Origin of the sequence: Rhizobium changzhiense (genome assembly GCF_013087625.1) — a bacterium.
Classification (GTDB): domain Bacteria; phylum Pseudomonadota; class Alphaproteobacteria; order Rhizobiales; family Rhizobiaceae; genus Rhizobium; species Rhizobium sophorae.
The window spans coordinates 1-21,422 of record NZ_JABFCQ010000009.1; the positions used below are offsets into that span (position 1 = coordinate 1).

The 21,422-nt window shown below is 61.0% G+C and carries 20 protein-coding genes; 7 read left to right on the forward strand and 13 right to left on the reverse strand.

The window, feature by feature from the left end; genetic code table 11:
* Window positions 1–169: 169 nt before the first annotated feature.
* A complete protein-coding gene (locus G9X68_RS29715) occupies window positions 170–838 on the forward strand; it encodes a DUF1345 domain-containing protein (protein ID WP_171605441.1) in 669 nt (222 codons plus the stop codon).
* Window positions 839–920: 82 nt separating this feature from the next.
* Window positions 921–1,370 carry a DoxX family protein gene (locus G9X68_RS29720; protein ID WP_171605442.1) on the forward strand — a complete coding sequence of 150 codons (450 nt, stop codon included), beginning with the start codon at window positions 921–923 and terminating at the stop codon, window positions 1,368–1,370.
* A gap of 175 nt (window positions 1,371–1,545) precedes the next feature.
* Here the strand turns inward: G9X68_RS29720 and G9X68_RS29725 are convergent, their stop codons facing one another.
* Window positions 1,546–1,719, reverse strand: a complete 174-nt coding sequence (locus G9X68_RS29725) for a DUF1328 domain-containing protein (RefSeq protein WP_003552965.1) — start codon at window positions 1,717–1,719, stop codon at window positions 1,546–1,548.
* 167 nt (window positions 1,720–1,886) lie between these two features.
* On the opposite strand from G9X68_RS29725, the gene G9X68_RS29730 reads away from it, so the two are divergent.
* Window positions 1,887–2,168 (forward strand): TerC family protein, encoded by a 282-nt coding sequence (locus tag G9X68_RS29730; RefSeq protein ID WP_171605443.1) that lies wholly within the window; start codon window positions 1,887–1,889, stop codon window positions 2,166–2,168.
* A gap of 76 nt (window positions 2,169–2,244) precedes the next feature.
* On the opposite strand, the gene G9X68_RS29735 is transcribed toward G9X68_RS29730, so the two are convergent.
* From G9X68_RS29735 to G9X68_RS29765, 7 genes are all read right to left on the reverse strand, one after another.
* The gene (locus tag G9X68_RS29735; RefSeq protein WP_171605444.1) at window positions 2,245–3,351 is read right to left on the reverse strand and encodes a helix-turn-helix transcriptional regulator; all 1,107 of its coding nucleotides are present in this window, start codon (window positions 3,349–3,351) and stop codon (window positions 2,245–2,247) included.
* Window positions 3,352–3,550: 199 nt separating this feature from the next.
* Entirely contained in the window at window positions 3,551–4,978 is a 1,428-nt protein-coding gene (locus tag G9X68_RS29740; RefSeq protein WP_171605445.1) for a gamma-aminobutyraldehyde dehydrogenase, read from the reverse strand.
* A 12-nt stretch (window positions 4,979–4,990) separates the two neighbouring features.
* On the reverse strand, window positions 4,991–5,803 hold the full coding sequence (locus G9X68_RS29745) for an ABC transporter permease (RefSeq protein ID WP_171605446.1): 813 nt from the start codon (window positions 5,801–5,803) through the stop codon (window positions 4,991–4,993).
* Entirely contained in the window at window positions 5,793–6,755 is a 963-nt protein-coding gene (locus G9X68_RS29750; RefSeq protein WP_171605447.1) for an ABC transporter permease, read from the reverse strand. Before G9X68_RS29750 ends, G9X68_RS29745 begins: the two co-directional genes overlap by 11 nt.
* A complete protein-coding gene (locus tag G9X68_RS29755) occupies window positions 6,752–7,738 on the reverse strand; it encodes an ABC transporter ATP-binding protein (RefSeq protein WP_171605448.1) in 987 nt (328 codons plus the stop codon). Before G9X68_RS29755 ends, G9X68_RS29750 begins: the two co-directional genes overlap by 4 nt.
* Before the next feature lie 182 nt (window positions 7,739–7,920).
* A complete protein-coding gene (locus G9X68_RS29760; protein WP_171605449.1) occupies window positions 7,921–9,081 on the reverse strand; it encodes an ABC transporter substrate-binding protein in 1,161 nt (386 codons plus the stop codon).
* Window positions 9,082–9,197: 116 nt separating this feature from the next.
* A complete protein-coding gene (locus G9X68_RS29765) occupies window positions 9,198–10,106 on the reverse strand; it encodes a LysR family transcriptional regulator (protein WP_003566676.1) in 909 nt (302 codons plus the stop codon).
* A 179-nt stretch (window positions 10,107–10,285) separates the two neighbouring features.
* Between G9X68_RS29765 and G9X68_RS29770 the strand changes: the two genes are divergently transcribed.
* Window positions 10,286–11,032, forward strand: coding sequence for a hypothetical protein (locus tag G9X68_RS29770; protein WP_171605450.1), 747 nt, complete (start codon window positions 10,286–10,288; stop codon window positions 11,030–11,032).
* A gap of 165 nt (window positions 11,033–11,197) precedes the next feature.
* Here the strand turns inward: G9X68_RS29770 and lysS are convergent, their stop codons facing one another.
* From lysS to G9X68_RS29795, 5 genes are all read right to left on the reverse strand, one after another.
* Entirely contained in the window at window positions 11,198–12,694 is a 1,497-nt protein-coding gene (lysS, locus tag G9X68_RS29775; protein WP_171605451.1) for a lysine--tRNA ligase, read from the reverse strand.
* A gap of 22 nt (window positions 12,695–12,716) precedes the next feature.
* On the reverse strand, window positions 12,717–14,183 hold the full coding sequence (gene gltX, locus G9X68_RS29780; RefSeq protein ID WP_171605452.1) for a glutamate--tRNA ligase: 1,467 nt from the start codon (window positions 14,181–14,183) through the stop codon (window positions 12,717–12,719).
* A gap of 245 nt (window positions 14,184–14,428) precedes the next feature.
* Entirely contained in the window at window positions 14,429–15,184 is a 756-nt protein-coding gene (locus tag G9X68_RS29785; RefSeq protein WP_171605453.1) for a TerC family protein, read from the reverse strand.
* Between the two features lie 212 nt (window positions 15,185–15,396).
* Window positions 15,397–16,236 (reverse strand): AraC family transcriptional regulator, encoded by an 840-nt coding sequence (locus tag G9X68_RS29790; RefSeq protein WP_171605454.1) that lies wholly within the window; start codon window positions 16,234–16,236, stop codon window positions 15,397–15,399.
* 147 nt (window positions 16,237–16,383) lie between these two features.
* Window positions 16,384–17,079: a TetR/AcrR family transcriptional regulator gene (locus G9X68_RS29795; protein WP_171605455.1), complete on the reverse strand. Its 696-nt coding sequence runs from the start codon at window positions 17,077–17,079 to the stop codon at window positions 16,384–16,386.
* Window positions 17,080–17,229: 150 nt separating this feature from the next.
* Here G9X68_RS29795 and G9X68_RS29800 point away from each other — a divergent pair, with 150 nt between their 5' ends.
* From G9X68_RS29800 to G9X68_RS29810, 3 genes are all read left to right on the forward strand, one after another.
* Window positions 17,230–18,444, forward strand: coding sequence for an HlyD family secretion protein (locus tag G9X68_RS29800; protein WP_171605456.1), 1,215 nt, complete (start codon window positions 17,230–17,232; stop codon window positions 18,442–18,444).
* Window positions 18,445–18,572: 128 nt separating this feature from the next.
* Window positions 18,573–20,171 (forward strand): DHA2 family efflux MFS transporter permease subunit, encoded by a 1,599-nt coding sequence (locus G9X68_RS29805; RefSeq protein ID WP_171605457.1) that lies wholly within the window; start codon window positions 18,573–18,575, stop codon window positions 20,169–20,171.
* A gap of 205 nt (window positions 20,172–20,376) precedes the next feature.
* Window positions 20,377–21,402, forward strand: coding sequence for a LacI family DNA-binding transcriptional regulator (locus tag G9X68_RS29810; RefSeq protein ID WP_171605458.1), 1,026 nt, complete (start codon window positions 20,377–20,379; stop codon window positions 21,400–21,402).
* The last annotated feature ends 20 nt before the right edge of the window (window positions 21,403–21,422 follow it).

Here is a 21,422-nt window from a genome sequence, read left to right on the forward strand (position 1 = left end):
TCGGACGTACCTTGTGGTATGCCCTTCGCCAATCGCCTTTGCCCTGACGAAAACCTGCTCCGGCAGAATGCTGCAATCTAACCCGGAAAGGCTCTAAAGGCGCGGCTGCCGGCTGGCAGGCGCGCCTTTTTCATGCTGTTATCAAGGGCATATGCTGTCGGAGACCGATATGGCGGGTGAGGAACGGGCAAATTCGCTTGCGGCATTTGCCTACAAGCATGCGAGCTTCATCATCGCCGTTGTTGCCGGACTGGTAGTCTTCTTGGCTCTCACCTCCCGCGAAGTCAGCGCCGGCAATATCTTGTTCGGCTGGAATGTCAGCGCCGGCGTTTTTGTCGCGCTCAGTTGGCGCAAAATGCTGCGGGCGACGGTTGAAAGCATCCGGAAACGCTCGGCGGATCTCGACTTCTCCGACACCGTCCTGCTGGCTCTGTCGATCGGTGCCGCACTTGCCAGCATTGCCGGTATCGGCCTCGAGCTTCATTCGATCAAGGAGGCCGCACCTGACGTCGCGCTGGCGCGGGCAGGTGTTGCGGTTCTGACGATCCTGATCTCCTGGATCTTCCTGCATACGCTCTTCACCATCCACTATGCCCATTATTTCTATGGCGGGGCGGACGAGGAGGGCGGGCTGAAGTTTCCCGACGGGATCGAAGAGCCCGGCTACTGGGATTTCCTCTATTTCTCCTTCACCATCGGTGTTGCCGCACAGACGGCGGATGTCGCGGTCAGTTCGACCAGCATGCGCAAGCTGACGCTGTTGCATGCCGTGCTGTCGTTCCTGTTCAATACGACGATCCTGGCGCTTGCGATCAATGTCGGGGCGAGCCTGCTATAATATGCGGTGCTCGCGGAGCTGCGAGGATCTGAGGAGCTGATTGCATGAGCGGGCCGAACCGCCTGCTCTTCAAACGGAGGGTATGATGGTAAGCGCCTCTAGCCGGCCCCGACTGGCCGATCTCGTTCTTCTCCTCGGCAGGCTTCTGCTGTCGCTGATCTTCCTGCACGAAGCTTGGACGCTCGCGGTAGATATCCCGGCGACCATCGACATTTTCGCAAAACTGGGGCTGTCGGCGCCGATGGCACTTGCCACCATCGCCCTACAGATCGGCGCCGGCCTTTCCGTCGCGGCAGGTTTCTTCACCCGGCTTGGCGCATTGGCACTGGCACTCTTCTGCCTGGCGACCGCCTTGCTCTTTCACACGAATTTTGCAAGCCAGAACGAACTGCTGCATTTCGAGAAGGACCTGGCGATTGCCGGCGGCATGTTCGTCCTGGCGGCTTCGGGTGCGGGATCGATATCGATCGACAAGCTGCTGAGAAAGCGAACAAACAGAATGCATCCCTGGCTCAGGGCGGTATTGTCGTGAATGCCCCCGAAATCGGAAGGTCTTCGGATGAAGAGGCAGCCTGCGCGGCCAGGGGCGTGAACTGACCGCAAGCTAGAATGATGCCGCTGCGGTAGCGGAGCGACCACGGCAACGACGATATTGTCGCCAAACAGTCTGTTATCGGCGGCTTTGCTGAGCGCCCCCCAACAACCGCTCACAAGATCGCCTGGCCGGCCATCAGTGCGAGGACGAGGAAGATCAGGAAGATTACCAGCGCAATGCCGAAGAGAACGCGGGCGATCGTCGCGGTGGCGGCGGAGACGCCCGAGAAACCGAAGAAGCCGGCGATGATCGAAATTACGAAAAATATCAGGGCCCATTTCAGCATGACGTCATCCTTTGCGGTTGCCTGGGAAAGACGCGGCAACCGGGAAATTGTTCCAGTTCGGTTGCGATGGGATGGCGTACTCTTGGAGAAAGGCGGGTCATTTCAAAGCCCGTACGATCCGTTTCAAGGGACTATCGATTTGCCCCATCGATGAAAGCTCCGCCATCATGCGAGCTTTTCTGGACCAGCATACAATCTCCGCTTATTTCGAAGTCATCATGATCAATCTCCTGCTGTCGGGAGACAACGTCATCGGCTTGGCTGCTGCCGGCCTTGTCAGCGAGCTGCGCGGCAAGGCGATCGCCGTCGCGTCGAATTTCGTCGCCAAACTGCTCCACCGCTTCAGGTGGATCGGCTGGATCGGCCTTGTGGTCATCGTCTATGTCGCGCTCGACATGGTCTGGAGCGGCGGCGGGCAATTGCTGGCGCTTTACGGCCACACGGCTTGAGGTCCGCTTCGCTTTATCTTTCTGTTTTTGCGGAATTCCGGAGGCAAAACCGCTGCGCACTTTTACGCGACATGCTTTAGATCTTCAGGCCGAAGAGAAGCGAGATCAGCTGCGACTGGCGCTGCGTTCCGGTCTTGGAGAGCACTTTCTTGACGTAGCCGCGCGCCGTTTCGTAGGTCAGGCCACAGATCTCGGCGATCTGGCGAGGGGAGGAGCCTTCCATCAGCAGGCGTGCGACGGTCGCCTCCTGCGGCGTCAGGGCGAAGAGCCGACGGAGAAGATCGCCGTCCGCTCTTGCGCGTTCGGAAAGGTCGGTAACGATTGCAACGGCGTGAGAATGGGCGAAGAGATCCGCCGGCAGGCCTCGCAGGAGCTGGGCACGAATGACGAGCGGTGCCTTGCCGGGGCGTGAGAAGAGCACCGGCGTCGACACGGCAGGACTGAGGAAGGTGTCGCCGCCGAGAACCGCCTTCAGATGCCGCCGCAGCAAGCCAGTCTCCTCCTGGCTGCCGGAAACGAGTTCGCGATCGACGATGCGGATATCGCCGTCGAGCAATCGTTCGGCGCGATTGTTCAGATGGCTGACGCGGCCGGTGCGGTCGAAGAAGACCGAGGCGGTGCCGCTGAGCTCGAAGGCCTCGCTCATGCCTTCGATCTTTGCGGTTTGCAGCGAGCGGATGATCTCGGCCGAGGCAGTCAGTTTCGATCGCATGGCAAGCAGGATCCGCTCCTCCTCCCGGTCGAAGGGATGATCGTCGACGCGGCGCTGCAGGTTGAGGCTGAGCAGCGTATCGCCCGAGGTAAAGCCGATCATCGCGGAATAACGCAGACCAAAGCGGGCGAGGAATTCGGTGTAGAATTCCTGGCGCCGGAACTCTTCTTCCGAGGCGATATCGTGCTCGATGATGACACCCTTGGCAAGCGCGATCGGAAGCCCGCGCTCGCGGAAATCCCGCTTGTGCCAACCTTCGGCGAAATAGACGTCGAAGGTTTCAAGCAGGTTGGGTGTTGTCAGGAAACCTGGAGAAAACTTGCCGACCGCCGGCATGATGTGGGCGCCTGCAGAGCCAGTCGCCCGAGAGATCGCTTCCAGCGTGCCGGCCCATCTTTCCGGGACGAGGGCGGATTCCAGCAATCCGTCCATGGCCTTTTCGAGCTCGGAGATATCGATGCGCGTCGCCATGAACAAAGACTGCCTTAACCGAAGCTACTGCCGACCCGGCTTTCGAGCCGGAGGTCGACTATGGAGTGCCCGTATTGCCGCAACAATAAAATAAGACAATAGCAGGCGATATTTATCAGCTGAATGTTCCGTTTCAACAACAGTCGCCTGGTTGCTATCCGCGCGCCTTATACCCACGGAATATCTGCCTTTTCGTCTATCAGCCGTGATTGATCATCACGTGGCGTACGGCGGTATAGTCCTCCAGCGCGTAGACCGACATGTCCTTGCCATAACCCGACTGTTTGAGGCCGCCATGCGGCATCTCGTTGACCAGCATGAAATGTGTGTTGATCCAGGTGCAGCCATATTGCAGGCGGGCGGCTGTCTTCATGCCGCGGCCGATATCTTTGGTCCAGACGGAGGAGGCCAGGCCGTAGTCGCTATCGTTTGCCCAGGCAACGGCTTCGTCGGCATCGGTAAAGCGGGTGACCGAGACGACCGGGCCGAAGACCTCGCGGCGGACGATCTCGTCATCTTGCAAAGCGCCCGCGATGACAGTCGGCGTGAAGAAGAAGCCCTTGTCGCCGGAAACCTTGCCGCCGGCAGTGATCTCCATGTGCTTGTGTTCGGAAGCGCGGGCGACGAAGCTTTCGACGCGGTCGCGCTGGCGCTTGGAGATCAGCGGCCCGATCTCGTTTTCGGTATCGTCGGCCTGGTTGAAGCGGATGCTCGAGACGGCCGAGGAGAGATCGGCGACGAAATTGTCGTAGACCCTGGCATCGGCATAGATGCGGCAGGCGGCCGTGCAGTCCTGGCCGGCATTGTAATAGCCGAAGGTGCGGATGCCTGCGACGACCGCATCAATATCGGCATCGTCGAACACGATGACCGGGGCCTTGCCGCCGAGTTCCAAGTGGGTGCGCTTGACCGTCTTGGCAGCGGCCTGTAGCACCTTCTTGCCGGTGGCGATATCGCCGGTGATCGAGACCATCCCGACCTTGGCATTGTTGATCAGGGCGTTGCCGACACTTTCACCACGGCCGAGGATGACGTTGACGACGCCTTCGGGAAGGATTTCGGAGAGCAGCTTCGCCATCTTCAGCGACGTCAGCGGCGTCTGCTCCGAAGGCTTGAAGACGACGGTATTGCCGCCGGCGATCGCCGGCGCCAGCTTCCAGGCCATCATCATCAGCGGATAGTTCCACGGTGCGATCGAGCCGACGATGCCGATCGGATCGCGGCGGATCATCGAGGTGTGGCCGGGCAGATATTCGCCCGCCGCCGGTGCGTGCAGGTTGCGCACGGCGCCGGCGAAGAAGCGATAACAATCGACGATCGCCGGGATCTCGTCGTTCAGCACGGCATTGATAGGCTTGCCGCAGTTCAAAGCCTCCAATGTGGCGAAGCCTGTGGCGTCCTTCTCGATCGCATCGGCGATCTTCAATAGGTAGCCGGAACGTTCGCCCGGCGTCGTCTGCGACCAGCTTGTGAAAGCTTTTTCGGCGGCATCGACGGCGGCGTCGACCTGGGTGAGGGAGGCTTCGGCAAGGTCGATCACCGTCTCGCCCGTCTTCGGGTTCAAGATGTGCTCTTCCGTCTCCGTGCCTTTTTCGAAGCGGGAACCGATTAGCATTTGGATATCCATGATGTTCTCCCTTTATTTGCCGGTGCCGGCGATCTGGTCGCCGTCGCGGGTGAGGTAATACGCTGCCAGGATTGGCAGGAAGGTGACGAGCACCACGACCATGGCGACCACATTGGTGACCGGGCGCTGGCGCGGGCGGATGAGTTCTTCGAGCATCCAGATCGGCAAGGTCGATTGTTGGCCACCAGTGAAGGTGGTGACGATGACCTCGTCGAAGGACAGCGCGAAGGCAAGCATGCCGCCGGCAAGAAGGGCGGTACCGATATTCGGCAGGATGACATGACGGAAGGTCTGGAAACCGTCGGCGCCGAGATCCATCGAAGCCTCGATCAGCGAGCCGGAGGTGCGGCGGAAGCGGGCGACCGCATTGTTGTAGACGACGACCACGCAGAACGTGGCGTGGCCGAGCACGATCGTCCAGACCGAAAACGGAATGTCGAACAGGCTGAAGGCGGAGCGGAGCGCAATGCCGGTGATGATGCCGGGAAGGGCGATCGGCAGGATGACCAGCAGCGAGATCGCCTCGCGGCCGAAGAACTTCGTCTGGCTGACGGCTGCCGCACAGAGCGTGCCGAGGACCAGCGCGATCGCCGTGGCGATAACGGCGACCTGCACGGAAAGGCTGAGCGCCGACCAGACGTCCGGCCGGTTCCACGCGACGGTAAACCACTGCAGGGTCAGCCCGGGCGGCGGCCATTGATAGCTCTTCTCCTCTGTCGTGAAGGCATAGACGAAGATCAGCAGGATCGGCAGATGCAGGAAGAGCAGTCCGGCGGCTGCGGCGATCTTCAGGGGCAGTGGCGATCTCTTGAGGTCAGAGCGCATCGAAAGCTCCCAATTTTCTAGCGAGCGACAGATAAAGCGCCATGATGACGATCGGCACGACGGAGAAGGCGGCGGCGAGCGGCACATTGCCGGCCGTTCCCTGCTGGGCATAGACGGCCTGGCCTATGAAGAGCCTGGATGAGCCGATGATCTGCGGGATGATGTAATCACCCAATGTCAGCGAGAAGGTGAAGATCGAACCAGCGACGATGCCGGGGAGCGCCAAGGGCAGGAGCACGGTGCGGAAGGTCTGGCGCGGTGTGGCGCCGAGATCCGCCGAGGCCTCGATCAGGTTGCCGGGCACCCGTTCGAGGGCCGCCTGCGTCGGCAGGATCATATAGGGCAGCCAGATATAGACGAAGACGATGAAGGTGCCGAGGTAGCTGACCGACAGTGAGTTGCCGCCGATGACGGGCAGGTTCAGGATGGCATCGAGCAGCCAGGAGAGATGGAGCTTCTCGAAGATCCAGGTGAGGATGCCCTCCTTGGCGAGGATCAGCTTCCAGGCGTAGATCTTGACGAGATAGCTCGACCAGAGCGGCAGCATGACGCCGAGATAGAAGAGCGCCTTCCATTTGCCTTGCGCATAACGCGCTGCGTAGTAAGCGATCGGAAAGGCGATGAAAGCTGCAGCGATAGTGACCAGCGCCGACATGACGACGGTGCGGATGATGATGTCGAAATTCGCCGGGCTGAGAAGCTGGGCGTAGGTCGAGAGGGTGAATTCGGTATTCACCAGCCCGGAAAAATCGTCGATCGAGAAGAAGCTTTGCAGAAGCAGGGCGATCAGCGAGCCGATATAGATAATGCCGAGCCAGAGCAGCGGCGGCGTCAGCATCAGGAAAAGCAGCAGCTTCGGGTGTCGCCAGAAGGCATCCGATAGCTGACCGAAGAAACCGCTGCGGCCCGGAAGGATCGATGTCTTGCCGCCTGTGATGGTGAGCGTCGTCATGCCGCATCATCCATGTAGTGGATATCCGCCGGCTGCCAGGCGAGGCGGATACCGGCGCCGACATCCGGCACCGGCGCGCCCGCCGGCAGCATGACATGCAGCCGGCTGCCCTTGAGGTCGACGCTGAGACGGGTGGCGGCGCCGAGGAAGCTTGCATTTTCAACTTTCGCCTCGACGCCATCGCTTGCCAGCCGGATCGCTTCGGGGCGCAGGCTTGCCCAGCGTTTCTCGCCGCCGAGCGAAGCCATCAGATCAGGCGCGATGACGTTCGACGAGCCGACGAAATCGGCGACGAAGCGGGTCTTCGGGCAGCGGTAGATATCCTGCGGCGTGCCTTGCTGGACGATATTGCCATCGTTGAAAACGGCGACGCGGTCGGCCATGGACAGCGCCTCGCCCTGATCGTGGGTGACGAAGACGAAGGTGATGCCGAGCGCGCGCTGCAGGCTCTTCAATTCTTCCTGCATTTGCTCGCGCAGCTTCAGGTCAAGCGCGCCAAGCGGCTCGTCGAGCAGCAGCACTTTCGGTTTGTTGACGAGCGCGCGGGCGAGCGCCACGCGCTGCCGCTGGCCGCCGGACAGCTGGCCGGGGCGGCGGGCGCCGTAGCCCGGCAGCTTGACGAGCTCGAGGGCATCGCCTGCCGCCTTCATCCGCTCCACCTTGCCGACGCCCTTGACCATCAGCCCATAGGCAACATTGTCGAGGATATTCAGATGCGGAAAGAGCGCGTAGTCCTGGAACACGGTGTTGACGTTGCGGCGATAGGGCGGAACGCCGTCGGCCGTCTCGCCGAAGATCTGGATATGGCCCGCGGTCGGCTGTTCGAAGCCGGCGATCAATCGCAGGCATGTCGTCTTGCCGGAGCCGGACGGCCCGAGCATGGCGAAGAATTCGCCGGGCGCGATCTCGAGATCGACGCCGTCGACGGCGCGAACCTGGCCGAAATGGCGCGATACCTGCTGGAAACGGACGGCGGGGGTCATTGGGGGCTCCAGAATAACTATGTTCTGCCGTGTCAGCCCCTCATCCGCCCTGCCGGGCACCTTCTCCCCGCGCGCGGGGAGAAGGGGACATGCGGCGCTGCTTTTGCTCACCAACTCGTCGCGGGGCAAGTCCCCTCTCCCCGCAGGCGGGGAGAGGGTTAGGGTGAGGGGCTGTAACGCGATTACCTTCCGCCGATCACGCCGATATAATCCGACACCCAGCGATGATAGGGCACGCATTCGCTCTGCGTCGTGCATTTGGCGACCGGGGTCTTCCAGAACTTGATCTTGTCGAAGTGATCGAAGCCGTTGTTGGCGCAGCCGCTATCGCCCATCAGCTCATTGCCCTTGCAGGCGGCGGGAACGGAGGGCACGGCGCCGAACCAGGCGGCGGCGTCGCCCTGAACCTTGGCCTTCAGCGAATGCTCCATCCACATATAGGCGCAGTTCGGATGTTCGCTGTCAGCGTGCAGCATGGTGGTGTCGGCCCAGCCGGTGACGCCTTCATCCGGGAAAGTGGAGGCGATCTTCTGCTTGTCGGCCTGCAGCAGGTTCACCTGAAAGGGCCAGGAGCCGGAGGCGACGACGCCTTCGTTTTTGAAGTCGTCGATCTGGATCATCGCATCGTGCCAGTAGCGGGAGACGAGCTTGCGCTGGCCGCGCAACAGGTCGAGGGCAGCCTTGTACTGGTCCTCGGTCAATTCGTAGGGATCCTTGATGCCGAGATCCGGCTTGTGGGCCATCAGATACATGGCGGCATCGGCGATGTAGATCGCGCCGTCATAGGCCTGGACGCGGCCCTTGTTCGACTTGCCGTCGGGCAGCGTCTGCTCCTCGAAGACGACGTTCCAGCTGGTCGGCGCCTTGTCCTTGAAGGCATCGGTATTGTACATCAGCACGTTCGGCCCCCAGAGATAGGGCACGCCGTAATGCACGCCGCCGACCGTATACCACGGTCCGTTCTGCAGACGCTCGTCGACGGTCTTGAAGCTCGGGATCAGATCGGTGTTGATCGGCTGGACACGCTTGCCGGCGATGAGACGGAGCGAGGCGTCGCCCGATGCCGTGACAAGATCGAAGCCGCCCTCGTTCATCAGCGACACCATTTCATCCGAGGTGGCGGCGGTCTTGACGGAAACCTTGCAGCCGCTTTCCTTTTCGAAATCGGTGACCCAGTCGTAGTTCTTGTCGGTTTCGCCGCGTTCGATATAACCGGCCCAGGCGACGATGCTGACCGCACCTTCGCCTTTGCCTAAGGCCGTCAGCGGTTCGGCGGCGATTCCCTGCGTCGCGAAGCTCAGGCAGGCGAGCGCTGCCGTGCAGGATTTCAACAGATTCGTCATCATCCGTCTCCCGGTTTGCCACTTCTGTGGCGGTTTGTTCCCGGACGAAAAGGTGACGCGAAAAAGCCGCTTTCGCAAATTCATTTATCAGAAAGACGATATCGGAAATTCCGATATCAGCGGATGCGGCCGGATCTTAAGCTCTCGGCGATACCGACGAAATCGCGCGCCGCCTGCGGCAGGCTGGAGCCCTTGCGCCAGACCATGCCGACCTGGACGACCGGCAGCGATCCTGAGACGTCACGGCTCTCGATGCGGTCACCTTCGAGCGACCATGGTCGGTAGACGAGATCGGGAAGCAGGGCCACGCCGGCGCCTGTTGCAACCAGGCTGCGCACCGCCTCCACCGAGCGGGTGCGGAAGGCGACATGCGGGCGGGCGCCGAGTGCCGAGAGCAGCTTGCCGGTATTCTCCTCGATTTCGTCGACCGTCAGCATGATCAGCGGTTCGCGGGCGATGTCGGCGACCGAGATGATGTCGGCCGACACCAGCGGATGGCCCATCGGCAGCCATAGTCGATAGGGCGAGGTTTCCAAGATCTCCGCCTGCAGCGCCATGCGGTCGCGCAGGTTGGATATCACCATGACGGCGACATCCAATTCGCCGCCAACCAGGAGATGTTCGAGGTAACCACCATTGTCCTCGATGGCGCTGACCTCGATGCCCGGACAGGCGCGCCGGTATCGCGCCAGGAGGTCGGAGAGCACGTAGCCGGCGACAAGCGAGGTGACGCCGATGTTCAGCGTGCCGGAGAGGGCGCTTTGCTGGCCGGAAAAGCTGGTCCGTGCATCGGAGACGGAGGCCAGGATCTTCGTCGCGTGACGCAGGAACTGGTGGCCGTTATGGGTGATCGTCAGGCCGCGCGGATGGCGCTCGAAGAGTTCGACGCCGAGGTCGGTTTCGAGCTCCTTCAGCGCTTCCGTCACCGAGGATTGCGAGATCGAAAGGTTCTGTGCGGCTCGCGTCACCGAACCCTGTTCGGCGACGGCGACAAAATATTGAACCTGGCGAAGCGTGAAGGCCATGGGGTTTTAGAGCATGGCGGAGCGGGCCGTGGCAAGCGGTCGGAAAAAGCGGACCTTTTTTGGTATTTTCCTAAAATGGAGCGGGCTTAGCATGCCCACTTAAACTTTCGGAAACGTCATTTCCTTAGCGTTCTCAGCACTTGTCCTGCGTTGGAGTTTCAGATGGCGGAGCAGTTGGCGTGAAGGCCTTACTGCGCATATTCCGGCCTTCCCGGAAATTGGCAATCATCATTGGCGGAGTCGCTCTTCTGGCGGGCGTGTCCGGCGGTGCGGCTGTCTATGTCGGCAAGGACAGGCTGATCGATGCAACTGGTGGTGGCTACGGGCTCGAATGCAGTGACGTCAACCTGGTGACGATCCGCAAGCAGGATCGCGTCTGGGTGCGCAAATACATCAAGACCGAACCGACCGACGGGATGACGCGGGTCAAGACCGCGCTTCGTGTCGCTCAGGCGGTTTATGACGCGCAGAAGCCGGATCTGGTGCAGGTGGTGGTGCTCGACGAAAACGGACCGACGATGCGCGCCGATATTCGCGGCCGGGCGATCGGCGCCGATGTCGTCTATATCCCGCATCCCGACAAGACCGTTCCGGGCCTCGACGACAAGCCCTATACAGCGCGCTACTACGACGGAAAGGCCAGCGAAAACGGGCTATTCTTCGGCGAGCGAATAGAGATGCCGTCCGACGAGATCGCCATGATCAGCGCCGCTTTCAAGGATCCCGAGGATTGCGTCGACCCGGTCGCGGTTGCCTCGACCAAGAACGAGGAAAAGGGCAAGAAGGCTGCGGGTAGCGGGCATGGTGCAGCGCCGGCGGCCGAAAGCGAAGCCGCGCCTGCTGCCGAGGGCCACGGTGCCGAGGTGGTAGCGGAGGCGCCGGCCGAAGAGCCGCCGGCAGAAGCTGCGCCATCCAAAGCCCATTGAACGAACAGCATGAAAAAAGCGGAGCGCCGACGACAGCGCTGCGCGTCTTTCAGACGCGCATGGGACGCTGTCGCACTTTGAGTTGCTGCATAATTTATCCTGAAATCGATCCCGATTTAAAGAATTGTGCAGTCGCACTCCGCTTGTTTTTCACGCTTCTTCCTGTCAGTCGGCCTTGCTGCGGCGGGCCGGGAAGAGGATGACGTCGCGGATCGACGGCGCATTGGTCAGAAGCATGATGAGACGGTCGACGCCGATGCCGAGGCCACCTGCCGGCGGCATGCCCTGGTCGATCGCGTCGAGGAATTCCTCGTCCAGCTGCTTTTCCTTTTCACCGCGGGCATGCGCTTGTTCGAGCTGCTCGACCATGCGGCGGCGCTGCTCTTCGGGATCGTTGAGTTCCGAGAAGGCGTTGCCGAGTTCCCAGGCGTTGCAATAGGTCTCGAAGCGCTCGACGAGGCGCGGCTCGCCCGGCACCTCCTTGGCGAAGGGCGAAATGTCCTTCGGGAAATGCGTGACATGCGACGGCTGGATCAGTGTGGATTCAACCTTCTCCTCGAAGATGAAAGCGAGGCATTCGCCCCAGGTCCAATCCTTCTCGACTGCGAAGCCGGCAGCCTTGGCGGCGGCGCGGGCCTCTTCATCGGTCTTGATGGCGCGGAAATCGATTCCGGTCACTTCCTTGACGGCGTCGGGCATCGGTACGCGCTTGAACGGACCCTTAAAGGACATGGTCTTGTCGCCGAAGGGGAATTCCGTCGTACCGTGAATGGAAAGCGCCAAGCTTTCGAACAGCCGCTCGACGAGGTCCATGATGTCCTCGTAGTCGGCATAGGCCCAGTAACACTCCATCATGGTGAATTCGGGATTGTGCCGAGTGGAAACGCCTTCGTTACGGAAGTTGCGGTTGATCTCGAAGACCTTGTCGGTCAGCCCCGAGACCAGCGTGCGCTTCAAGAACAGTTCCGGCGCGATGCGCAGGTACATGTCGAGCTTCAGCGTGTTGTGATGCGTCTTGAACGGCTCGGCGGTGGCGCCGCCATAGACCGAATGCAGCATCGGCGTCTCGACTTCCATGAAGCCGTCATTTTCCATGAAGCGGCGGATGCCGGAGAGGATCTTCGAGCGCTGCTGGAAGCGCAGCTTCGAATCCTCGTTGGTCATAATGTCGAGATGGCGCTTGCGGTAGCGCAGTTCGATATCGGAGAGACCGTGCCACTTCTCCGGCATCGGCAGCAGCGACTTCGTCAGGATGGTGATGGTCTGTGCGTTGATCGTCAGCTCGCCACGCTTGGTGCGGCGCACGATGCCGGTGACGCCGATGATGTCGCCGATGTCGATCATCGGCAGCAGCGCGCGGGCTTCTTCCGGGGTCGTGTCCTTGTGACTGAAAATCTGGATCTTGCCGCCGGCATCGTGGATGTCCATGAACATGCCGGAGTTGCGCGACGAGTAGACGCGGCCGGCGACGGTGACGACATCCTGCGTCTCGACGTCAGGTTCCAGGTTCTCATATTTCGCGATGAGTTCGGCATTGGTCATCGTGCGGTGGAAATGCGCCGGATAGACCTCGCCGATCTGCTCACGCAGCAGCTTCAGCTTCTGGGCGCGCACTTCCGTCGCGTCGGAGGAAAGGGTGTTTTCGGTCTTGTTGTCAGCCACTGTCGAAATCCTCTGACTTTTCTTACTTCGAGCCGACGAGGGCGGCGACGGCCTGCGAGGCGAGCTTCAGGCGCTGGCGTACGACCGAGCGGCCGAGGATCGCCATGGAATCGAAGAGCGGCAGCGAGCGCGACGAGCCGGACACGGCGACGAAGAGCGGCGAGACCACGACCTTCAGCTTCTTGCCCATGCGGTCGGCGATCGCGCGCAGCTCGGCCTCGATCGTCTCGACATTCCATTCCAGGATCTTTTCGAGATCCGGCTGAACGGTGTTGAGGATCTCCAGGATCTCTTCCGGCGGCGACTTGATCTTGGCGAAGTCGGAAGGCTGCAAGCCAAGATCGGACTTCAGCAGGAAGCCGGCAAGGTCGGGCAGTTCGCCGAGCTTGGAAATGCGCGTCTGCGACAGGCGCAGCCCTTCCTTCAAGCGGTCGTTTTCCATCGCCCAGGTCAGCACACGTGCCTGGAATTCTTCTTCGGACAGCTTCTCGCGGATCCAGCGGCCGTTCAACCAGTCGAGCTTTTGAATGTCGAAGATCGCACCTGCCTTGGAGAGGTTTGCCGGGTCGAACTTCTCGGAGAGCTCGTCCATCGTCAGGAGCTCTTCGCCCTCGGCGATCTGGATGAAGAACAGGCCGAGAAAGTTCATCAGCGCTTCCGGGATATAGCCGAGCGCGGAGTAATAGGAGATCGAGGTCGGGTTCTTGCGCTTCGACAGCTTCGACTTGTCGGCGTTGCGCATCAGCGACAGATGCATGAAGACCGGCTGATCCCAGCCGAAATAGCGATAAAGCAGGATGTGCTTCGGCACCGAAGCCAGCCATTCCTCGCCGCGCGCCACATGGGTGATCTTCATCAGATGGTCGTCGATGACGTTGGCCATGTGATAGGTCGGCATGCCATCGGCCTTGACGAGCACCTGCATGTCGACGGAATCCCATGGGATCGACACATCGCCATAAACGCCGTCGGTGAAGTCGCATGAGCCTTCGGTCGGGATCTTCATGCGGATGACGGTGGTCTCGCCGGCGGCCATGCGCGAGGTAACCTCCTCGGCCGCAAGATTCAGGCAGAGACCATCATATTTCGGCGGCTTGCCGGCGGCGCGCTGGGCTTCGCGCATCTGCTCCAGCCGCGCGGGCGTGCAGAAACAGCGGAAGGCATGGCCCTTGTCCAGCAATTCCTGTCCGTAAGGCTGGTACATGTCCTTGCGGTCGGACTGGCGATAGGGGCCGTAGGGGCCGCCGATATCAGGGCCTTCCTTCCATTCCAGCCCGCACCATTTCAGTGCGTCCAACACCTTCGTCTCGAATTCCGGGGTCGAGCGCGTCGCATCGGTATCTTCGATGCGCAGGATGAACTCGCCGCCGTGCTTCTTGGCGAAAAGGTAGTTGAAGAGAGCGATGTAAGCGGTGCCGACATGCGGCTCGCCGGTCGGCGAGGGAGCGATGCGGACGCGGACGCCGGTGGCTGTCCCGGAAACTGTCATTGTGTGTGCCCGTCAATGAATGCCGGACGGCTTTCATGGGAAAGCGACGTTCGGCCGGAAGGATGCAGATAGCTTCATCGGCCAACCGGCCGGAAAAGGGCATGCGCCCGCACTATCCGCCGATCGTCCGTTCGGCTGGCCTTAGGCCATATTCAACCGGGCGCGTCAAGAAAAACCACGCCTGCAAGGGCTTGATGGCGATGAGGGAGGACGCGCCGTTGCGACGCGCCCTCTCAACCCCAGCCTCAATGAGCGCCGCCTCGTTTCCGCTTGCGGGCGTTGCGCGCGAACATGTTCAGCACCTCGACCAGCGCCGAGAAGGCCATGGCGGCGTAGACGTAGCCCTTCGGCACGTGGAAGCCCATGCCATCGGCGATCAGTGTCGTACCGATCATCAGCAGGAAGGCGAGCGCAAGCATGACGATCGTCGGATTCCGCTCGATGAAGTTGGCGAGGGGCGTCGCGGCGACCAGCATGACGGTGACGGCGGCGACGACGGCGACTACCATGATCGGCAGATGCGGCGTCATGCCGACGGCGGTGATGATGCTGTCGACGGAGAAGACGAGATCGAGCAGCAGGATCTGGCCGATGGCCGATGCAAAGCCTGTCGTGGCCGAACTTGCGATGAAGTCCTCGCCGTGATCTTCCGGATCGACGCTGTGGTGGATTTCCTTAGTGGCCTTCCAGACGAGGAACAGACCGCCGGCAATCAGGATCAGATCCTTCCAGGAGAAGCCGTGGCCGAAGGCTTCAAACAGCGGTTCGGTCAGTTGCACGATCCAGGCGATGGTGCCGAGCAGGACGAGGCGCATGACGAGCGCAAGACCGATACCGATCTTGCGGGCCTTCTCCCGGTGCTCGGGCGGCAGTTTGTTGGTGAGAATGGAAATGAAGATCAGGTTGTCGATCCCGAGCACGACTTCCATCACCACCAGCGTGATGAGCGCCACCCAGGCGGCCGGATCCTGAATGAGCGTCATGATTTCCTGCATCAGCATATATCCCTTTTGCGTCACGTGGGTATTGACGCTCGCAATGTAATGTTGCCGGCCTCTCAGGCAAGCGCCGCAAGGGGGTATACGAAACCGATGTGACTTTTATTCCCTAGAACAGGATGATTTAAGGCCGGGTCGGCCTTAAATTTGAATCCTGTTCTAAATTAAAGAGTTAGAGCATGATGTCGTCCGAAAACCGCTCGCACTTTTCGGCATCATGCTCTGATCGGCAACCAGATTTCGGTGATGCCCATGCCGGTATAGGGGTCGAAGCGCTCGTCGTAGCGTTCGAACATGTCGGGTGTCTCGCCGTGCTCCAGGCCTGAGGTTGGCCACCATGCGCCAAATATCCGGTTCATCGTTGCTGGAATGCCGGAGACATGGCCGCGATGGGTAAAGACGACGTAACGCTGGCCCGGAAGCTTGAGCGTTGCAAAATCCGCCGGCAGATCGCCGGCATCGGAAATTTCGACCGCGGCCATATAGCGGAATTTCTCTGCTTCACCATCGATATGGGTACAGATGCCGTAGGCGACGTTGCCTTTCTGGCCGGAGATATGACCGAAATGGGCATTGAATTTCTGCCAGAGAGAGGGAATGCCGGCATTGCCGCCATAGGGGTAGATCTCCCGCAAGCCGGCAAACAGCATCGGTTGAAGAGTTTCGAAGCGGGGCGGTTCGAGGTCGTCGAGGTGGGCGGGGTCCATTCTGATCGGCTCCAGCAAGACAAGGTTACGGGCGTGCCCCTGTCTGCGCACCGCATCCGGCGTCATGCCGAACTGGTCGCGGAAGGCACGGGTGAAGGCTTCGTGCGAGCCGTAGCCGGCGCAAAGCGCAACCTCGAGAATGGTGGATGAACCGCCGACCAACGCCGGCACGGCGCGGCTGAGGCGGCGCCCTCTTATATAGCCGCTGATCGAGTGACCGGTGACGAACCCGAAGACGCGCGACAGATGGTAGCGCGACAATCCGGCTGCTTCCGATATCTCTTCCAGCGATATATCGCTTTCGAAATGGCTCTCTATGAACCAGATCGCCCGTCCGACGGCGCTCATTCTCACTCTCCTACAGCGCCGCGCCTCTTTTTGAGAGGCGCAAAGGACGCTGTAACACTTTGCAGTGGTTGCGGCTTCTTCCTTAAAGAAAAGCCGGCAACCGGATTTGATCGCTATTGCGGAATTTTGGCCGATGGAACGTGGCGGTCAAGGATGCGGTCGGACGGTCTCGTGCCGGCGTGCGCCGTAGGCGGCCATGAAGACCCGGATCGCGCCGCGGATGACGCGCTCGATTTCGTCACGCGGCGGCGGCTCTTCCATGCTTCCGAAGAGGCGGAGCTTGAAGAAACTACCGCTGGCGAGATCGAGAAATTGGCCGGCGGCCAGATCGATGTCGTCGATTTCCAGCCTGCCTTCGGCGATGTGCCGCTCCAGGAAATCGCGCATGATGGTGCGCAGGTTTACCGGACCCTTGAAGAAGCGTTGACAGAGCACCGGCATGCGGTCGCGAACGCCGAGAACGGTGCGCATCGCGCTGATGACCTTTTCATCGGTCATATGGGTGACGAAGCTTATCCCGAACTCGTACAGACCGGCTTCGGGATCGTCATGTTCGGCGAGCGCCGTGCGCACGGCCGCCACGAAGGCGGCGCGCTCGGCCTCGATCATCGCCGAAAACAGTTCTTCCTTGTTGGTAAAATAGACGTAGAGCGTTCCCTTGGAGACTCCGGCCTCGCGCGTCACGTCATTCATGCTGGCGGCGTCGAAACCCATCTTCATGAAGACGCGCTTGGCACCGGCGAGAATCTGCTGGCGCTTGGCCGGATCTTCGCCTGCTGCAAATCGGCCTCCCGCTGCGGGAGGGCTGAAGACGGCGGCGGCGTGGTCGGGTTTCAGCGTCATGTCCTCTTAACTGTGTTGACGGTTTCGCATGTTCCTTAAAAGAAATCGAACCGCTTGGTTCTATACGTCTTGATATGACGATAAAACAGGTTTAAGTCAACTGAACCGAACCGTTCAGTTCGATTATCACTCCAGATCGGTAAAGTGGCCATGTCGAGCAATCAGAAGAGCAACGTCGCGCGGATCGTCAGCGAAAACGCCAAGACCGAAGAGGTCAAGGCCGAGGTCGCGGCTGTTGCAGAAGCTCCGACGGCGGAAGCCCGCGAAGTCCCTTCCGCGCCCGCGCAGTCGGCACCGGCTTCGGTCGCCGCACCCGCGGCTGCGAAGAAGCGCCGCAGCCCGGTGCTGCCGATCGTCGTGCTCGCCCTGCTCGCCGGTGGCGGCTGGTATGGTTACGAATGGTGGACGAACGGCCGCTTCATGGTGTCGACCGACGACGCCTATATCGAAGGCGATATCGCAACGATTTCGCCGAAGGTCACGGGCTACGTCGCGAAGGTGAACGTTGTCGCCAACCAGGAAGTCAAAGCGGGCGACGTGCTTGCCACGCTTGATAATGGCGACTATCAGAACGCCCTCGACTTGGCCCAGGCCCAGATCGTCACCGAACAGCTTTCGCTGCAGCGTATCGACGCGCAGATCGAAGGGGCGAATGCTAGCCTCGTGCAGGCGCAGGCGCAGAAGGTGGCACTCGAAGCGGCCGTTCGCGGTGCCGAGATCACCCAGAAGCGCCAGAGCGACCTTCAGGCGAAGTCGGTCGGTACCGCTGCCGATCTCGACAACGCCAATATCGCCCTCGACCAGGCCAAGGCCAATCTTGCCGGCGGCGACGCCAACATCACCGCCGCACAGGCCAATATCACCATCCTCCAGGCCCAGCGCAAGGAAGCCGAAGGCTCGGTGCGTTCGCTGGAAATCTCGCGCGACAAGGCGGCCCGCGACCTTTCCTTCACCGTACTCAAGGCGCCTTATGACGGCATTGTCGGCAACCGCTCCGTCCAGGAAGGCGACCTCGTCTCTCCCGGTCAGCGCCTGATGGCGCTGGTTCCGGTGCGCCAGCTCTATATCGACGCCAATTTCAAGGAAACGCAGATCCAGCATCTGGTGCCGGGCTCGAAGGTCAACGTCCAGGTCGACGCCTATAGCGATCATCCGATCGTCGGCACCGTCGAATCGATCTCGCCGGCTTCCGGCTCGGTCTTTTCGCTGCTGCCGCCGGAAAACGCCACCGGCAACTTCACCAAGGTGATCCAGCGCGTGCCGGTGCGCATCGCGCTGCCGCAGGATGCGCTGGACAGCGGCCGTCTGCGCGCCGGCCTGAGCGTCGTCGTCGACGTCGACACACGTACGGCGCCGAGCAAGTAAGCCTTCAGAGCAATTCCAGCAAAAGTGTGCAGCGGTTTTGCGCCCGGAATTGCGTGAAAACAAAGAGATAGAGCAATTCCGTGATTCGAAGAAAAACGGAACTGCTCTAGAAAGGCAGAGGTGATCTGATGGCCGGGAGCGCGACAGCAACGGCGGGAACGATGCCGGCGGCACCCGCGCATGCCGACGAGCGCATGGATCCGAAGAAGCTCATCGCCTTCTTTGCGATGGTGCTCGGCATGTTCATGTCGATCCTCGACATCCAGATCGTCTCGGCCTCGCTTGCGGAGATCCAGGCCGGCCTTTCGGCCGGCAGCGACGAGATCGGCTGGGTGCAGACGTCCTATCTGATCGCCGAAGTGATCATGATCCCGCTGTCCGGTACGCTGGCGCGGATCATCTCGACGCGTTATCTCTTCGCGATCTCGGCCGCCGGCTTCACCATGGCGAGTGCGCTGGCGGCGACGGCGACGAATATCGACCAAATGATCGTCTACCGGGTCATCCAGGGCTTCATCGGCGGCGGCATGATCCCGTCGGTCTTCGCGGCCGCCTTCACCATCTTCCCGCCGTCGAAGCGCAGCATCGTCTCGCCGATCATCGGCTTGATTGCGACGCTGGCGCCGACCATCGGCCCGACCGTCGGCGGTTATCTCAGCCATGCCTTTTCCTGGCACTGGCTGTTCCTCGTCAACATCGTGCCTGGCATCATCGTCACGATCGTCACCTGGAACTTCATCGATTTCGACAAGCCGGAACTGTCGCTCTTCAAGAAGTTCGACTGGTGGGGGCTGATCTCGATGGGCGTCTTCCTCGGCGGCCTTGAATATGTGCTCGAAGAGGGCAATTCCAACGACTGGTTCAACGACAGCTACATCACCATAGCGGCCGTCGCTTCCGGCGCTGCAGCGATCGTCTTCTTCTATCGCGCCTTCACGGTGGATTTCCCCGTCGTCGACCTCAAGGCGTTTGCGAACCGAAATTTCTCCTTCGGGTCGGTGTTTTCCTTTGTCATGGGCATCGGCCTCTATGGTCTCACCTATATCTATCCGGTCTATCTCGGGCGCATCCGCGGCTATGATTCACTGATGATCGGCGAGACGATGTTCGTCTCCGGGCTGGCGATGTTCCTCACCGCGCCCATCGCCGGACGGCTGTCGACCAAGATGGACCTGCGCCTGATGATGGTGATCGGCTTCGTCAGCTTCGCCGCCGGCACCTTCATCATGATGCATCTGACGGCGGATTGGGATTTCTACGAGCTTTTCATCCCGCAGATCCTGCGCGGCTTCGGGCTGATGATGTGCATGGTGCCGATCAACAATATCGCGCTCGGCACGATGCCGCCCTCGCGCATTCGCGGTGCGTCCGGCCTGTTCAACCTGACCAGAAACCTCGGCGGCGCCGTCGGCCTTGCCGTCATCAATACCGTGCTGACCAACCGGCAGGACGTGCACTACGAGCGGCTGCGGGAGAATATGGACTGGGGCAATCCGGCGGCGATCGACCAGATGAACAACATGGCCGCCAATTTCAACAGTTACGGCATGGATGGCGCCTCGGTTGCGATTAAGCAGATGGTCGGCCTTGCCACCAAGCAGGCGATCATTCTTTCCTTCAGTGACGTGTTCCTGATCCTGACCGTGCTTTTCCTGGCGATGATCCTCGGTGTCGCCATGATCAAGAAACCCGCGCCGCAAGGCGGGGGAGGCGGTGGCGGCCACTGACCTCCGGCCTGCCGCCCCTTGAAAAGGCCCTCTTCGGAGGGCCTTTTTGTTTGCCGTTTCCAGGCCGCTATGTCATCAGGTCGTTCATCGCCACCGGATCGGTCCGAAGCGAACATGCCGGGAAAACGATGCGGAAACCCGCCCGGTCGATTTTTTGATTTACGTACATCAAAATTGGCGCTAATGGTCTCGTCAGGAGGAAATGATGAGGCCAACCGTTCACGATATAGCCGCTGCGGCCGGTGTCAGTTTGGCGACCGTTGACCGGGTTCTCAACCAGCGTCCCGGTGTGCGCCACGTCACGCGGGAAAAGGTCGAGACCGCGATCCGCGAGCTCGGTTATGTCAGAGATGTCGCCGCCGCCAATCTCGCCAAGGGGCGCACCTATCCGCTGGTCTTCATCCTCCCGGCCAGCGACAATTCCTTCATGCACGGGCTCAATGCCGAGATCCGCCAGGCAGTCCTCCGTTCGTCGGCCGAGCGCACCGATATCCGCACCATAGAGGTGCCGGCTTTCGATCCGGCCGCCCTCGTCTCCGTGCTCGAAGGGCTTGCCCGCGAAAAGCCTTGCGGCATCGCGCTGGTTGCGACCGATGCGCCTGACGTGCGCGCCGCCGTCGACAGGCTGGTGCGCGAGCGCTTTCCCATCGTCACCCTGGTTTCCGATCTCACGGGGTCGCTACGCCATCACTATGCCGGTGTCGACAATATCGCCGCCGGCCGGACCGCCGCCCGCCTGCTCGGGCGATTCCTTGGGCCGCGAAAGGGCGAAATCGCCGTGCTCGCCGGCTCCATGCTGGTGCGCGACCATCGCGAGCGGCTGGAGGGTTTTAGCGCAGTCATGGCCGAGGAGTTTCCCGATCTGGCGATCCTGCCGGTTCTCGAAGGCCGCGACGACCCGGAGGTCGCCCATATGCTCGTCGCCGACGCGCTTTCGAGGAATGCCGGGATCGTTGGCGTTTACAGCCTCGGCGCCGGCAATCGCGGCTTGATCCGGGCGCTGAAGGAGAAGGCCGTCGACCGCGTGCTGACCGTAATTGCCCACGAACTGACCGCTCATACGCGCGCAGCACTCATCGGCAATACGATCGATGCGATCCTCAACCAGGATGCCGGCCATGAGGTGCGCAGCGCCATCCGCGTGCTGAAAGCCAAGGCGGACGGGCTTGCCGTCATCGAAGCGCAGGAGCGCATCCGCCTCGACATATTCCTGAAAGACAATCTGCCGTAACGGCAAAGGGAGAAACACCA

Coding starts and splice junctions, on each gene's coding strand:
- G9X68_RS29715 (WP_171605441.1), top strand. CDS start 170: ATGGCGGGTGAGGAACGGGCAAATTCGCTTGCGGCATTTGCCTACAAG.
- G9X68_RS29720 (WP_171605442.1), top strand. CDS start 921: ATGATGGTAAGCGCCTCTAGCCGGCCCCGACTGGCCGATCTCGTTCTT.
- G9X68_RS29725 (WP_003552965.1), bottom strand. CDS start 1,719: ATGCTGAAATGGGCCCTGATATTTTTCGTAATTTCGATCATCGCCGGC.
- G9X68_RS29730 (WP_171605443.1), top strand. CDS start 1,887: ATGCGAGCTTTTCTGGACCAGCATACAATCTCCGCTTATTTCGAAGTC.
- G9X68_RS29735 (WP_171605444.1), bottom strand. CDS start 3,351: ATGGCGACGCGCATCGATATCTCCGAGCTCGAAAAGGCCATGGACGGA.
- G9X68_RS29740 (WP_171605445.1), bottom strand. CDS start 4,978: ATGGATATCCAAATGCTAATCGGTTCCCGCTTCGAAAAAGGCACGGAG.
- G9X68_RS29745 (WP_171605446.1), bottom strand. CDS start 5,803: ATGCGCTCTGACCTCAAGAGATCGCCACTGCCCCTGAAGATCGCCGCA.
- G9X68_RS29750 (WP_171605447.1), bottom strand. CDS start 6,755: ATGACGACGCTCACCATCACAGGCGGCAAGACATCGATCCTTCCGGGC.
- G9X68_RS29755 (WP_171605448.1), bottom strand. CDS start 7,738: ATGACCCCCGCCGTCCGTTTCCAGCAGGTATCGCGCCATTTCGGCCAG.
- G9X68_RS29760 (WP_171605449.1), bottom strand. CDS start 9,081: ATGACGAATCTGTTGAAATCCTGCACGGCAGCGCTCGCCTGCCTGAGC.
- G9X68_RS29765 (WP_003566676.1), bottom strand. CDS start 10,106: ATGGCCTTCACGCTTCGCCAGGTTCAATATTTTGTCGCCGTCGCCGAA.
- gltX (WP_171605452.1), bottom strand. CDS start 14,183: ATGACAGTTTCCGGGACAGCCACCGGCGTCCGCGTCCGCATCGCTCCC.
- G9X68_RS29785 (WP_171605453.1), bottom strand. CDS start 15,184: ATGCTGATGCAGGAAATCATGACGCTCATTCAGGATCCGGCCGCCTGG.
- G9X68_RS29790 (WP_171605454.1), bottom strand. CDS start 16,236: ATGAGCGCCGTCGGACGGGCGATCTGGTTCATAGAGAGCCATTTCGAA.
- G9X68_RS29795 (WP_171605455.1), bottom strand. CDS start 17,079: ATGACGCTGAAACCCGACCACGCCGCCGCCGTCTTCAGCCCTCCCGCA.
- G9X68_RS29800 (WP_171605456.1), top strand. CDS start 17,230: ATGTCGAGCAATCAGAAGAGCAACGTCGCGCGGATCGTCAGCGAAAAC.
- G9X68_RS29805 (WP_171605457.1), top strand. CDS start 18,573: ATGGCCGGGAGCGCGACAGCAACGGCGGGAACGATGCCGGCGGCACCC.
- G9X68_RS29810 (WP_171605458.1), top strand. CDS start 20,377: ATGAGGCCAACCGTTCACGATATAGCCGCTGCGGCCGGTGTCAGTTTG.